This is a genomic window from Bradyrhizobium sp. RD5-C2 (assembly GCF_019972155.1).
Classification (GTDB): domain Bacteria; phylum Pseudomonadota; class Alphaproteobacteria; order Rhizobiales; family Xanthobacteraceae; genus Bradyrhizobium.
On record NZ_BOVL01000059.1, the window covers coordinates 111300 to 124401 of the forward strand.

General features: G+C 65.1%; 13 protein-coding genes. 12 read left to right on the plus strand and 1 reads right to left on the minus strand.

Annotated elements, in window-relative coordinates:
* The 3 genes from BraRD5C2_RS37705 to BraRD5C2_RS37715 form a co-directional block, all read left to right on the plus strand.
* A partial coding sequence (locus BraRD5C2_RS37705; protein ID WP_275945295.1) for a molybdopterin dinucleotide binding domain-containing protein occupies nt 1-668 on the plus strand: 668 nt, incomplete at its 5' end.
* Nucleotides 669-772: 104 nt separating this feature from the next.
* Nucleotides 773-1816: an alpha/beta fold hydrolase gene (locus BraRD5C2_RS37710; protein ID WP_223977254.1), complete on the plus strand. Its 1044-nt coding sequence runs from the start codon at nt 773-775 to the stop codon at nt 1814-1816.
* A 25-nt stretch (nt 1817-1841) separates the two neighbouring features.
* Complete coding sequence (locus BraRD5C2_RS37715; protein WP_223977256.1) at nt 1842-2717, plus strand: PhzF family phenazine biosynthesis protein; 876 nt, start codon at nt 1842-1844, stop codon at nt 2715-2717.
* A 13-nt stretch (nt 2718-2730) separates the two neighbouring features.
* On the opposite strand, the gene BraRD5C2_RS37720 is transcribed toward BraRD5C2_RS37715, so the two are convergent.
* The gene (locus BraRD5C2_RS37720) at nt 2731-3243 is read right to left on the minus strand and encodes a winged helix-turn-helix transcriptional regulator (RefSeq protein ID WP_092126007.1); all 513 of its coding nucleotides are present in this window, start codon (nt 3241-3243) and stop codon (nt 2731-2733) included.
* Between the two features lie 208 nt (nt 3244-3451).
* On the opposite strand from BraRD5C2_RS37720, the gene BraRD5C2_RS37725 reads away from it, so the two are divergent.
* From BraRD5C2_RS37725 to BraRD5C2_RS37765, 9 genes are all read left to right on the plus strand, one after another.
* Complete coding sequence (locus BraRD5C2_RS37725; protein WP_223977258.1) at nt 3452-4090, plus strand: 2-hydroxychromene-2-carboxylate isomerase; 639 nt, start codon at nt 3452-3454, stop codon at nt 4088-4090.
* A 53-nt stretch (nt 4091-4143) separates the two neighbouring features.
* The gene (locus BraRD5C2_RS37730) at nt 4144-5691 is read left to right on the plus strand and encodes a class I adenylate-forming enzyme family protein (protein ID WP_223977260.1); all 1548 of its coding nucleotides are present in this window, start codon (nt 4144-4146) and stop codon (nt 5689-5691) included.
* Between the two features lie 51 nt (nt 5692-5742).
* Nucleotides 5743-6480: an SDR family oxidoreductase gene (locus tag BraRD5C2_RS37735; RefSeq protein WP_029080407.1), complete on the plus strand. Its 738-nt coding sequence runs from the start codon at nt 5743-5745 to the stop codon at nt 6478-6480.
* Nucleotides 6481-6492: 12 nt separating this feature from the next.
* Nucleotides 6493-7674, plus strand: a complete 1182-nt coding sequence (locus BraRD5C2_RS37740; RefSeq protein WP_223977262.1) for an acyl-CoA dehydrogenase family protein — start codon at nt 6493-6495, stop codon at nt 7672-7674.
* Nucleotides 7675-7742: 68 nt separating this feature from the next.
* The gene (locus tag BraRD5C2_RS37745; protein WP_223977264.1) at nt 7743-8873 is read left to right on the plus strand and encodes an acyl-CoA dehydrogenase family protein; all 1131 of its coding nucleotides are present in this window, start codon (nt 7743-7745) and stop codon (nt 8871-8873) included.
* Nucleotides 8874-8888: 15 nt separating this feature from the next.
* Complete coding sequence (locus BraRD5C2_RS37750; protein ID WP_223977266.1) at nt 8889-10076, plus strand: acetyl-CoA C-acyltransferase; 1188 nt, start codon at nt 8889-8891, stop codon at nt 10074-10076.
* 21 nt (nt 10077-10097) lie between these two features.
* Nucleotides 10098-11108: an NAD(P)H-dependent flavin oxidoreductase gene (locus BraRD5C2_RS37755; RefSeq protein ID WP_223977268.1), complete on the plus strand. Its 1011-nt coding sequence runs from the start codon at nt 10098-10100 to the stop codon at nt 11106-11108.
* Nucleotides 11109-11120: 12 nt separating this feature from the next.
* Entirely contained in the window at nt 11121-11894 is a 774-nt protein-coding gene (locus tag BraRD5C2_RS37760; protein WP_223977271.1) for an enoyl-CoA hydratase-related protein, read from the plus strand.
* Nucleotides 11895-11934: 40 nt separating this feature from the next.
* Nucleotides 11935-13095 carry an iron-containing alcohol dehydrogenase gene (locus BraRD5C2_RS37765; RefSeq protein WP_223977274.1) on the plus strand — a complete coding sequence of 387 codons (1161 nt, stop codon included), beginning with the start codon at nt 11935-11937 and terminating at the stop codon, nt 13093-13095.
* The last annotated feature ends 7 nt before the right edge of the window (nt 13096-13102 follow it).

A 13102-nucleotide genomic window follows, 5' to 3' on the forward strand; every position in this document is an offset into this window, starting at 1 on the left:
GCGGGCTCGAGGCACCTGATTTCGAGGAATTCTGGGCGCGCGGCAGCCTGGTCGTGCCGCAACATCTCGACGACGGCGGCTCGCTGCGCCGTTTTCGCGAGGACCCGATCGCGCGGCCGTTGCCGACACGAAGCGGCCGCATCGAGATCTTCTCGCAAAAGATCGCCGATCACGGCGATGCCGATTGTCCCGGCCATCCGGTCTGGCTCGAGAAGACCGATACGCCAAAGCCGGACACGCCGTGCTTCCTCGTCGCCAACCAGCCGGTGACGCGCCTGCACAGCCAGCTCGACTTCGGCGGCCACTCACTGGATGCCAAGCATCGCGGCCGCGAGGTCGCGCGCATGAACCCGCGCGACGCCAAGGCACGCGGCATCACTGAGGGTGACATCATCCGCATTTTCAACGCGCGCGGCGCCTGTCTCGCCGCGGTGCATGTCACCGACGGCATCGCGCCCGGCGTGGTCCAGCTGCCGACCGGCGCCTGGTACGATCCGATGGACCCCGAGGAGGAGGCGCCGCTCTGCGTGCACGGCAATCCGAACGTGCTGACCCGTGACATCGGCACGTCATCCTTCGCGCAGGGCTGCACCGGCCAGCTCACGACCGTCGAGGTCGAGCGGTTCAACGGCAATCTGCCGCCGATCCGGGCGTTCGATCCGGCGTAGTTTCACCACCGGATCACGAACAAATCATCGCTGGGCGCTGGATGGCGCCCGACCGTTCGGCTACGGCATCACGACGTCGTCCCTGAGTTCTGGATTTTGCCGAGATGCACCTGAAAACCCTGTTTCACCTTGCCGTCGCTGCGACCGTCGCGCTCGGTTCGTCCGGCGCATGGGCGCAATCGGCCGCCGAGCCGGCCTATGGACCGGAATTGCAGGGTTTCGACTATCCTTATCCGGTCGAGCATTATCGCTTCAGCTCGCAGGGGCAGGAGCTCGACATGGCCTATCTCGACGTCAAGCCGGCGACACCGAACGGGCAGACCGCGGTGCTGCTGCACGGCAAGAACTTCTGCGCCGCCACCTGGGACGGCACCATCAAGGCGCTCAGCAGTGCTGGCTATCGCGTGATCGCGATGGACCAGATCGGTTTCTGCAAATCCAGTAAGCCGGAACGCTATCAGTTTACCTTCCAGCAGCTCGCCGGCAACAGCCGTGCGCTGCTGGCTTCGCTCGGGATCGAACACGCGATCATGGTCGGCCATTCGACCGGCGGCATGCTCGCGATGCGCTACGCGCTGATGTATCCGGAGGCCACCGATCACCTGGTGCTGGTCGATCCGATCGGGCTCGAGGACTGGAAGGCCAAGGGCGTGCCGTGGCTCAGCCTCGACGGCTGGATGCAGCGCGAGACCCGCGTCACCGCCGACAGCATCCGCGCCTATGAACGCGCCACTTACTATGCCGACACCTGGGATCCGTCCTACGAGACCTGGGTGCAGATGCTGGCCGGCATGTATCGCGGGGAGGGCCGCGCCGCCGTGGCGTCGAGCTCGGCGCGGCTCTACGACATGATCGCGACCCAGCCGGTGTTCTACGAATTCGAGCAGATCAAGCCGCCGACCTTGCTGTTTGTCGGTGACAAGGACACCACCGCGATCGGCAAGGACACCGCGCCGCCGGAGATCCGCAAGACCCTCGGCAATTATCCGGTGCTCGGTAAGGAGGCCGCCAACCGGATCCCGCATGCGCAGCTGATCGAATTCCCCGACCTCGGCCATTCGCCGCAGATCCAGGCGCCGGCGCGCTTCCACGCGGCGCTGCTCGGCTGGTTGCAGCATCCGGAAACCGGCGCGATGCTGGTCAAATAGCAACGCAAGACGAGCGGACGACATCATGACGACAGCCGAGATGGTCAGCGTGTTCACGGTGGATGGGCAGGGCGGCAATCCCTGTCCGATCGTGGTCGATGCAGGCGGCATGAGCGCGTCCGAGATGCAGGATGTCGCGCGCCGCCACGGTCACGAGTCCGGCTTCGTGTTGCCGGCGCAGAGCGACGATTTCGACGCCACGTTCCGCTTCTTCGTTCCGAACCACGAAATGGAGATGTGCGGCCACGCCACCATCGGCGCGCTCTGGCTGCTGGCGCGCCATGGCAAGCTGCCGAGCGATACGGTCCGGATCTCGACGCGCAGCGGCCCCGTCACCGGCTTCATCAGCCGGGATCGCAACGGCGAGCCGAACGTCGAGATCACCCAGCCGGCCGGGAAGACCGTTCCGCTCACCGATGCGCAACGCGATGACGTGCTCCGCGCGCTCGCGGTCGGGCCGGATGCGATCGGCACGACGCCGCCGTGCAATGCAGTCACATCGCGGATCAAGACCCTGATCCCGATGCGCTCGCCGGAGGCGCTGAATGCGCTTGATCCCGCGACTGATGCCGTTGAGGCGGCCTGCGGCCGGATCGGTTCGACCGGGCTTTATCCCTTCGCGGTGATCGACCGGGAGGCGCGTCTGTTCGAGGCGCGCCAATTCCCGCGCTCGTCCGGTTATCGCGAGGATGCCGCAACCGGCATCGCCGCCGCGGCGCTGGCATTCGGGTTGCTCGATAGCGGTCTGGTCGCGCCGAACGACGACGAGATCCGAATCCTGCAGGGCAGGGCGATGGGGCGTCTGTCGGAGATCCGCGTCCGCATCGGCTTTGCCGGCGGCCGCGCTGTCGGCTGTTTGCTCGGCGGCAATGTCGCACTGATGGCTGCGCCGTCGCACTGAAGCGAGCTGATATCTAGGTCGATTCAGCGGCGCGCTTGGCCCGCTCCCGCGCGCTGGCGTGCACCGGCGACGATTTCCGGGCACCGGGGCCCGGATGCACATGGACCGCCTTCGCGCTCAGCGGCTCGCCGCATTCCGAGCAGACCATGACAGGATCGAACATCTTCCCGCAGGTTTTGTGTTCGTGCAGCAACGGCCGGCCGCGCGCATCGACCATGTGGATGTTGCCCCAGTGCACGATCGACATGATGATCGGATAGAGGTCGAGGCCCTTCTGCGTCAGGATGTATTCGTAGCGCTTCGGCGCCTCCTGATAAGGGATCTTGCGCAGCACGCCGAACCGCACCAGCTTCTTCAGCCGGTCGGCGAGCAGATGCCGGGTGATTCCGAGCGATGCCTGGAAGTCATCGAACCGGCGGATGCGCAGGAAGCATTCGCGCAGGATCAACAGGCTCCAGCGGTCGCCGATCACAGCGACCGTGCGGGCCAGCGAGCACGGCTCCTCCTCGAGGGTATCCCATTTCATCGGCGTCTCCTGCGATCTGCGACGGCATCGCACATAAAATTCTAAAACAGAACTGACGTCATTTCAATAGGATGCCTACGCAACGGCTGCCGCTCAGCCATTGGATGACAAATATCATATTGACAGTTCTAAAATAGAACTTATGGTCCCGGCCACAATCAACCGGCGGCAACAGGCGATGGCCGCCCATCGAAAGGAAGGGCGTTCCATGGCTGCTCCGCTCAAGGTCGAATTCCATTTCGATTTCGGAAGCCCCAACGCCTATCTGGCCGAACTCGCGCTGCCCGGGATCGAGAAGCGCACCGGCGTCAAGTTCGACTACATTCCGGTGCTGCTCGGCGGCGTCTACAAGGCGACCGGCAATATGTCGCCCGGCGAGTCGCTGCGCGGGATCAAGAACAAGCCCGAATACAACGCGCTCGAGACCGAGCGTTTCCTGCGCCGCCACAACGTCACGAAGTTCACCATGAACCCGTTCTTCCCGGTGAACACGCTGGCCTTGATGCGCGGCGCGGTGGCCGCACAGTTCGAAGGTGTGTTCGAGGCTTATTTTCGCGCGGCCTACAACCACATGTGGGTCGAGCCCAAGAAGATGGATGACCCGCAGGTGTTCCGCGAGGCATTCCTGTCCTCGGGGATCGACATCGACCGTCTGATCGCCCGCGCCCAGCAGGATGACGTCAAGAAGAAGCTGATCGACAACACCAGCGACGCGGTCGCTCGCGGCTCGTTCGGATCACCAACGTTCTATGTCGGCAACGAGATCTTCTTCGGCAAGGACAAGGTGCGGGAGGTCGAGGAAGAGATCGTCGCGCAGCTCGCAGCCGGGCAACGCAAGACCGCCTGAGCGGAAAATTCCTCAACACAACAAGCCCGAAGGGCAGCGACAGGGAGGTTTCAGTGCAGGCGCCGATCCGGATTATCGAAGGAAGTGTGGAAGGCTTGCCGAACCGCATCCACGAGGTGATCGATCACCACGTCGCCGCGACGCCGGATCATCCGGCGCTGGTCGACGACAAGGGGCGGCTGACCTATCGCGAGCTCGATCGAACGGTCGGTCGTGTCGCCGAGGCATTGCAGGCGCTGGGCATCCGCGCCGGCGACCGCATGATGATCGTGAGCGAGAATTCAATTCCGCTGGCCTGCCTGCTGCTGGCGGCGAGCCGGCTCGATGTCTGGTCAATCGTGGTCAATCCGCGGCTGTCGCCACGTGAGCTGGATCAGATCAGGGATCACAGCGGCGCCCGCCGTGTGTTGCTGACCGCTGACGTCTCGCAGGAGGCAGCCGCCCATGCTGCACGCTATGAGGCTGCCGTGCAGGATGTCGGCCCGCTCCGTGGCGTTGCCGTCACCGGCCTGAATCTGGCGACCACTGCCGAGCCGGTCGAGGCCGACGGCGCCAACCAGGTTGCGGTCCTGATCTACACATCCGGCACCACGGGTACGCCGAAGGGCGTGATGCTGACCCATCGCAATCTGCTGTTCAGCGCCCGCGGCACCGCGGGCTTCCGCAAGATGGCGGCCGATGACGTGCAATACTGCGTGCTGCCGATCTCGCATATCGTCGGCATCTCGCTGCTGACCATGACCCTGATGGTCGGCGCCACCGTGCGGCTGGTCGCCAAATACGATCCGGCCGCGCTGGTCAAGGCGATGGCCGACGAGGGCATCACGATCCTGAACGGCGTGCCCGCCACCTATCAGCGCCTGCTCGAATACCGGCGCAATGCGGGCCTGCCGAAGCTCGATCGCGGCCGGTTGCGCGTGATCTCGGTGGCCGGTGCGCCGCTCGACCTCGAGCTTAAATCCCGGGTCGAGCAGGAGCTCGGGCTGCCGCTGCTCAATGGCTACGGCATCACCGAATGCTCGCCCGGCATCTCCGGTGTCCGGCCCGATAACCCGCGAGCCGACCACGCGGTCGGCACCGTGATGCCGGGTCTGGAGGCAAAGTTGGTCGGTCGCGACCTCAAGCCGGTTGCACCGGGCGAAGTCGGCGAGCTGCATGTGCGTGGCCCGAACGTGATGCGCGGCTATTACCGCGCGCCCGATCTGACCGCCAAGGCGATCGATCCCGACGGCTGGTTCAACACCGGCGACCTCGCCCGCTTCGAGAATGACGTCCTCTACATCGTCGGGCGCACCAAGGAGATGATCATCCGCTCCGGGTTCAACGTTTATCCGGCCGAGATCGAGGCGGTGCTGAGCACGCACGACGCCGTGGTGCAGTGCGCCGTGGTCGGCCGGCCGGTCGAGGGCAATGAGGAGGTCATTGCCTTTGTGCAGTTGATCAAGGGTTCGACCGCCACCGTGCAGGACCTGATGGCCCATATTGCCCCGCAACTGACCTCGTACAAGCGCCCGTCGGAGATTATCCTGATGGATGCGCTGCCCGCGACATCGACGGGCAAGCTGCTGAAGCACAAGCTGGCGGAGTCGCTGCGCAGCTGAGGCTGAGCCGACGCCGCAAGCCAGTTCACTCAAACACAACCGGAGTACACCATGCAGAAGAGAAACAAGACGGTGGCCGTCATTGGTGCCGGTGATTTTATCGGCGGCGAGATCGCCAAGAAGTTCGCTTCCGAGGGCTTCACCGTCTTCGCCGGCCGTCGCAACGGCGACAAGCTCGCGCCGCTGGTCAAGGAGATCGAGGCCGCCGGCGGCGAAATCCACGCCCGCTCGCTCGATGCGCGCAAGGAAGAGGAGATCATCTCGTTCCTCAACGATGCCGACAAGCATGCGCCGCTGGAAGTCTGCATCTTCAACATCGGCGCCAACGTCAATTTTCCGATCCTGGAGACCACCGAGCGCGTGTTCCGCAAGGTCTGGGAGATGGCCTGCTACTCCGGCTTCCTGGCCGGACGCGAGGCGGCGCGGCTGATGACGGCGCGCGGCGAGGGCAACATCTTCTTCACCGGCGCCACCGCGTCGTTGCGCGGCGGCAGCGGTTATGCTGCGTTTGCCAGTGCCAAGTTCGGCCTGCGCGCCGTGGCGCAGGCGATGGCACGCGAGCTGGGGCCCAAGAACATTCACGTCGCGCATCTGATCATCGATTCCGGCGTCGACACCGAATGGGTGCGGCAGCGCCGCATCGAGGCGCTCGGCCCGAACGCGCTCGACGATCCCGATCTGTTGATGCCACCCGCTTCGGTCGCCACGTCCTACTGGCAGCTCTACCAGCAGCCGAAAAGCGCCTGGACCTTCGAGCTGGAAATCCGCCCCTTCGGCGAGAAGTGGTAGGGAGCACGGCAGATGGAGCTCGCGCTATCTCCTGAAGACGCGGCGTTTCGCGACGAAGTCCGCGCCTTCATCAAGGACAATTATCCGGCGGAGATGCGCGTCCCCAATCCGGAGACCGATCTCTCCAAGGAGCAGATGCTGCTGTGGCATCGCATCCTGCACGAGAAGGGCTGGATCGCCCCGCTCTGGCCCAAAGAGTATGGCGGACCGGGCTGGTCGATCACCCGCCGCTTCATCTTCGAGCAGGAGACGACGCGCGCCGGCACCATGCCGCCGCTGGCGTTCAGCGTCACCATGGTCGGCCCGGTCATCTACACCTTCGGCAACGCGGCGCAGAAGGCGAAGTTCTTGCCGCGCATCCTGTCCGGCGAGGATTGGTGGTGCCAGGGCTATTCGGAGCCCGGCTCCGGCTCCGATCTCGCCACCGTCCGCACCAAGGCGGTGCGCGACGGCGACCACTACATCGTCAACGGGCACAAGACCTGGACCACGCTGGCGCAGCATGCCGACTGGATCTTTTGCCTGGTCCGTACCGATCCGGCCGCCAAGCCGCAATCCGGCATCTCGTTCCTGTTGATCGACATGAAGTCGCCGGGTGTGACGGTCCGCCCGATCATCACCATCGACGGCTCGCACGAGGTCAACGACGTCTTCCTGGAGAACGTCCGTGTTCCCGCCGAAAATCTGATCGGCGAGGAGAACAAGGGCTGGACCTACGCCAAATTCCTGCTCGGCAATGAGCGCACCAGCATGGCTGGCATCGGCCGCTCGACGCGCTACATCGCGCGGCTGAAGAAGATCGTGAAGGCCGAGATCCCGGAAGACGATCCGGCGCATCTTGAATTCATCAGGGACATCGCCCGCGTCGAGCTCGATGTGCTGGCGCTGGAGGCGACCGAGCTTCGGGTCGTCGCCCAGATGGCGCGCGGCATCGATCCGGGGCCGGCGGCCTCGCTGTTCAAGATCCGCGGCACCGAGATCTTTCAGAATATCACCGAGCTGACCCATCGGGCGATGGGCAATGACGGCCTTGCGATCCGCGAGCATCCGGTCAGCGCCAACCGCTTCATGCCGGGGCCGGACTACGGACGCACGGCATCGGAGAAATACCTCAATTCGCGCAAGCTCTCGATCTACGGCGGATCGAACGAGATCCAGCGCAACATCATCGCCAAGGCGGTGCTTGGTCTCTAGAGCATGATGCTCAAAGGCGTTGGAGCGCATCGCATCGCGCTCTAGCAGCAGCGACACGAGAGGATCGGATGGATATCCAGTTCACGGAAGAGCAGGAATTGTTGCGGTCCAGCGTGCAGCGGCTGCTGCGCGACCGGTACGATTTCGATGCGCGCCGCAAGATCGTCGCCAGCGAGGACGGCTTCAGCCGCAAGCATTGGGCCGAGTTCGCCGAGCTCGGCCTGCTCGCCGCGCCATTTTCGGAAGCCGCCGGCGGGCTCGGCGGCGGACCGCTGTCGACCATGATCATCATGCAGGAGTTCGGCCGCCGTCTCGTGGTCGAGCCGTTCGTCGAGACGGTTGTCGTTGCCGGCGGCCTGCTCGAGCAGGCGGGTTCCGACGCGCAGCAGCAAGCTTATATCGCCGACATCATCGCGGGGACCAAGCTTTGGGCATTAGCGTGGACCGAGAGGGGCTCGCGCTTCGATCTTGCCACGGTCACTACCGCGGCCCGACGGGAGGGCAACGACTATGTCCTTACCGGTGAGAAGACGGCGGTGATGGCGGCGCCCTGGGCGGATCACCTGATCGTCTCCGCCCGCACCTCGGGCCATCGTCACGATCGCGGCGGCGTCAGCCTGTTCGTGGTCGATCGCCGCGCCGCGAATCTCGACCTGCAAAGCTTCAGGACGATCGATGGCCGGAGGGCTGCCGAGATCAGTCTGCGCGGCGTACGCGGCGAACTGCTTGGTGGGGAAGGCGAGGGCGTCGCCGCGCTGGAAGCCTGCCGCAACCGCGCGATCGGCGCGCTCTGTGCCGAGGCGGTCGGCGCGATCGGCGAACTGAACGACGCGACACTCGACTACTCCAAGACGCGCAAGCAGTTCGGCGTCACGATCGGCAGCTTCCAGGTGCTGCAGCACCGGATGGTCGACATGTTCATCGCGCATCAGGAGGCGCTGTCCCTGATGCAGCATCTCAGCCTCAGCCTCAGCGACGATGAGGCCGGCATCTCCCGGCTGGTTTCGGGCGCCAAGTCCAAGATCGGCTATGCCGGCAAGTTCGTGGCCGACCAGGCGGTGCAGCTGCACGGCGGCATGGGTATGACCGACGAGCTCAATGTCGGCCACTACTTCAAGCGGATTTCCTCCATCAACATCCAGTTCGGCGATCCCGCCTATCACGTGCTGCGCTTCGCGCAGCTCGATGCGGTCGCATAAGCCAGAGAGGCAAGCATGTCACAGGATGCAGTCATCGTTTCCACCGCGCGCACCGGCGTCGGCAAGGCCTATCGCGGCGCGCTCAACAATACCGACGGTCCGACCCTGGCCGGCCACGTGATGGCCGAAGCCGTCAAGCGCGCCGGCATTGCGCCCGACGAGGTCGAGGACGTGGTGATGGGCTGTGCCATGCAGCAGGGCACCATGGTGATGAATGTCGCGCGCAAGGGCGCGATCCGCGCCGGCCTTCCGGTCACGGTTGCCGGCACCACCATCGACCGGCAATGCGCCTCCGGCCTGCAGGCGATCGCGGTCGCAGCCCGCTCGGTCATGCTCGACGGCGTCGAGATCGCGATCGGCGGCGGCATCGAGTCGATCAGCCTGGTGCAGAACGAGCACATGAACCGGTTCCACGCCGTCGACGATGAGCTGATGGCGATGAAGCCCGAGATGTACATGTCGATGCTGGAGACGGCCGAAGTCGTCGCCGAGCGCTACGGGATCGGCCGCGACAAGCAGGACGAGTACAGCCTCGAGTGCCAGCGCCGCGTCGGCGCCGCATTGCAAGGCGGCCGCTTCAACGACGAGATCGTGCCGTTCACGACCAAGATGGCCGTGGTCAACAAGGACACCAAGGAAGTCAGCTTCCAGCAGGTGACGCTAACGAAGGATGAGGGCCCGCGGCCGGATACCACGGCGGATGGCCTCGCCAAGATCAAGCCGGTGTTCGAGGGCAAGACCATCAGCGCCGGCAATGCCAGCCAGCTTTCGGACGGCGCTTCGGCCTGCGTGATCATGAGCGACAAGATCGCCGCGCAGAAGGGGCTGAAGCCGCTCGGCATCTTCCGTGGCTTTGTCGCCGCCGGCGTCGAGCCGGACGAGATGGGCGTTGGTCCGGTCGCGGCGATCCCGCGGCTGCTGAAGCGGCATAACCTAAAGATCGACGACATCGATCTCTGGGAGCTCAACGAGGCCTACGCGGTGCAGGTGATCTATTGCCGCGACAAGCTCGGCATCGATCCGGACAAGCTCAACGTCAATGGCGGTTCGATCGCGATCGGCCATCCCTATGGCATGACCGGGGCGCGGCTCACCGGCCACCTCCTGATCGAGGGCCGGCGGCGCAGGGCGAAATACGGCGTGGTGACCATGTGCATCGGCGGCGGCATGGGCGCAGCGGGCCTGCTCGAAATCGTCCACTGATCGGAAACGCGGGAGAGACTTGTGAAGACAGCAATCACTGAACTGTTTGGTATCCAGCATCCGATCATCCAGGGCGGTATGCATTATGTCGGCTTCGCCGAGATGGCGGCCGCGGTGTCCAATGCCGGCGGCCTCGGCATCATCACCGGCCTGACCCAGCGGACGCCGGAGCTGCTGGCGAAGGAGATCTCGCGCTGCCGCGACATGACCGACAAGCCGATCGGCGTGAACCTCACCTTCCTGCCGAGCTTCACCGCGCCGCCCTATCCCGAATATATCGCTGCTATCCGCGAGGGCGGCGTCAAGGCGGTGGAGACCGCGGGCCGCAGCCCGGAGCAGTACATGCCGGCGCTGAAGGCGGCCGGCATCAAGGTGATCCACAAATGCACCTCGGTGCGGCATTCGCTGAAGGCCGAGAAGATCGGCTGCGATGCGGTCAGTGTCGACGGCTTCGAGTGCGGCGGCCATCCCGGCGAGGACGACATCCCCAACATGATCCTGCTGCCGCGTGCGGCGGACGAGCTGACAATCCCGTTCGTCGCCTCGGGCGGCATGGCGGATGCGCGCAGCCTCGTCGCGGCGCTGTCGATGGGCGCTGCCGGCATGAACATGGGCACGCGCTTCATCGCGACCAAGGAAGCGCCGGTCCATGCCAATGTGAAGCAGGCGCTGCTCGATGCCGACGAGCTCGACACGCGGCTTGTGATGCGGGCGCTGCGCAACACCGAGCGGGTGCTGAAGAACAAGGGCGTCGACGAGCTGCTCGAGATCGAGCGCGAGAAGGGCGGCAAGCTGAAGATCGAGGACATCCACGAGCAGGTCGCCGGCGTCTATCCGAAGGTGATGATCGACGGCGAGATGGATGCCGGTGCCTGGAGCTGCGGCATGGTGGTCGGCCTGATCCACGACATCCCAACGGTCAAGGAGCTGATCGACCGCATCATGTCCGAGGCTGAAGCCATCATCCGGCAACGGCTGACCGGCTTCCTCGACGGCAAGTTCGAAACCACAGCGGCCCGCGCGGTCGCCTGACGGGAGCGTGCCATGACAGAGCATGTCAAAGTGGAAGTCGCCGCCGGCGTCATGACGCTGACCTTGCAGCGGCCCGAGAAGAAGAACGCCCTGACCGGCGCCATGTATGACGCGATGTCGAACGCGCTGAAGCAGGCCGAGGCAGATCCATCCGTCCGCGTGATCCTGTTCCAGGGCGATGGCGACAGCTTCACCGCGGGCAACGACCTCGCCGATTTCGCGAGCCAGGCACGCGGCGAAAGTGCGGTCGATAGCCCCGCGCATCGCTTCATCGAGACCATCAGCAAGGTCGGAAAGCCGCTGGTCGCGGCCGTGCAGGGCAATGCGGTCGGCGTTGGCACCACCATGCTGCTGCACTGCGACCTGGTCTATCTCGCCGAGACTGCGCGGCTGATCACGCCCTTCGTCAATCTGGCCCTGGTACCGGAGGCGGCGTCGAGCTGGCTGCTGCCCTTAAGAATCGGGCACGCGCGTGCCTATGCGATGTTCGCGCTCGGCGAGCCGATGGACGCGGCGGGCGCGCTGGCATCCGGCCTCGCCAATGCCGTCGTGCCGCAGGCCGATCTGCGCAAGAAGGCGCATGACGCGGCGGTCGCGCTGACCAAGCGGCCGGCCGGTTCGCTCAGCATGACCAAGCAGCTGATGCGCGAGCAGCAGCGGATCGCGGCGCAGATCGCCGAGGAGGGCGTGTTGTTCAAGCAGCGGCTGACGACACCGGAAGCGCGCGAGGCCTTTGCCGCCTTCGCCGAACGGCGCCAGCCTGATTTCACCAAGCTGTCGGCCTGATCGGCAGCGGAACTCACGGACACAGCGAGGGAGCGAAAGCATGCGCGTCATCGGCAGCCATCAGTACCCGACCATGGAATCCGTGATCTACGGTAAGCCGGCGGCCGAAGCGCTGCGCGAGGAGGCCGAGCGGCTGGGCGCCAAGCGCGTCTACCTGATCGCCAGCCGAACGTTGAACAGCACGACCGACGAGATCGAGAAGATCCGCAAAGCGCTCGGCGATCGCCATGCCGCGACTTTCGACGGCGTGCCGCAGCACACGACGCGGGATATCGTGACCCAGATCGCGCGACAGGCCAGCGAAGCCAAGGCGGACCTCGTGGTCGCGATCGGCGGCGGCTCGGTGGTCGATGCGGCGAAGATTGTGCTGATGTGCATGGAGCACGAGATCTTCGAACCCGCCGGGCTCGACGGTTTCGAAACCACGCCGGACCGCCGGTTCGGACCGTTCCGCACGCCAAAAGTCCGGATGATCGCGATCCCCAGCACGCTCTCGGGCGGCGAGTACAATTCCGGTGCGCTGGTCACCGACACCAGCCGCAAGCTGAAGCAGATCTTCAATCACCCGATGATGATGCCGCGCAGCATCATCCTCGATCCCGCGATTACCAAATACACGCCGGAGAAGCTCTGGCTCGGCTCCGGCACGCGGGCGATGGACCACGGCATCGAGGCGATCTGCTCCAGCCGCCCCAACGTGCTGGTCGATGCGGTGTGCCAGCAGGGACTGCGCTATCTGCATGATGGCCTGCTGCGCACCAAGGCCAATCCCGACGACGAGGCGGCGCGGCTGAACTGCCAGCTCGGCTCGTGGCTGTCGGCCTTCGGACTGCAGTCGCGGGTGCCGATGGGCGCAAGTCACGCGATCGGCCATGTGCTCGGCGGAACCTGCGACGTGCCGCATTATTTCTGCACGGCGGTGATGATGCCGAGCGTGCTGCGCTACAACCGTCCCGCGACGGAAACCGCCCAGCAATCGATCGCCGCCGCACTCGGTGCGCCCGGCCGTGACGCGAGCGAGGCGTTCGCCGGCTTCATCGCGGAGCTCGGCCTGCCGCGGCGGCTTGCCGATGTCGGCGTCGGCGAAGACCGCTTCGAGCTGATCGGCCGGAACGCCATGCTGTCGATCTTCACGCGGACCAACCCGCAGCCGATCCGCGAGCCCGGCGACGTCGTCAAGATCCTGAAACTGGCCGCCTGAAGCAACA

Bases quoted from the DNA above. Each gene is read 5' to 3' on its own strand.
- BraRD5C2_RS37735 (WP_029080407.1), top strand. From the start codon at position 5,743: ATGCAGAAGAGAAACAAGACGGTGGCCGTCATTGGTGCCGGTGATTTT.
- BraRD5C2_RS37740 (WP_223977262.1), top strand. From the start codon at position 6,493: ATGGAGCTCGCGCTATCTCCTGAAGACGCGGCGTTTCGCGACGAAGTC.
- BraRD5C2_RS37715 (WP_223977256.1), top strand. From the start codon at position 1,842: ATGACGACAGCCGAGATGGTCAGCGTGTTCACGGTGGATGGGCAGGGC.
- BraRD5C2_RS37750 (WP_223977266.1), top strand. From the start codon at position 8,889: ATGTCACAGGATGCAGTCATCGTTTCCACCGCGCGCACCGGCGTCGGC.
- BraRD5C2_RS37765 (WP_223977274.1), top strand. From the start codon at position 11,935: ATGCGCGTCATCGGCAGCCATCAGTACCCGACCATGGAATCCGTGATC.
- BraRD5C2_RS37710 (WP_223977254.1), top strand. From the start codon at position 773: ATGCACCTGAAAACCCTGTTTCACCTTGCCGTCGCTGCGACCGTCGCG.
- BraRD5C2_RS37720 (WP_092126007.1), bottom strand. From the start codon at position 3,243: ATGAAATGGGATACCCTCGAGGAGGAGCCGTGCTCGCTGGCCCGCACG.
- BraRD5C2_RS37725 (WP_223977258.1), top strand. From the start codon at position 3,452: ATGGCTGCTCCGCTCAAGGTCGAATTCCATTTCGATTTCGGAAGCCCC.
- BraRD5C2_RS37745 (WP_223977264.1), top strand. From the start codon at position 7,743: ATGGATATCCAGTTCACGGAAGAGCAGGAATTGTTGCGGTCCAGCGTG.
- BraRD5C2_RS37760 (WP_223977271.1), top strand. From the start codon at position 11,121: ATGACAGAGCATGTCAAAGTGGAAGTCGCCGCCGGCGTCATGACGCTG.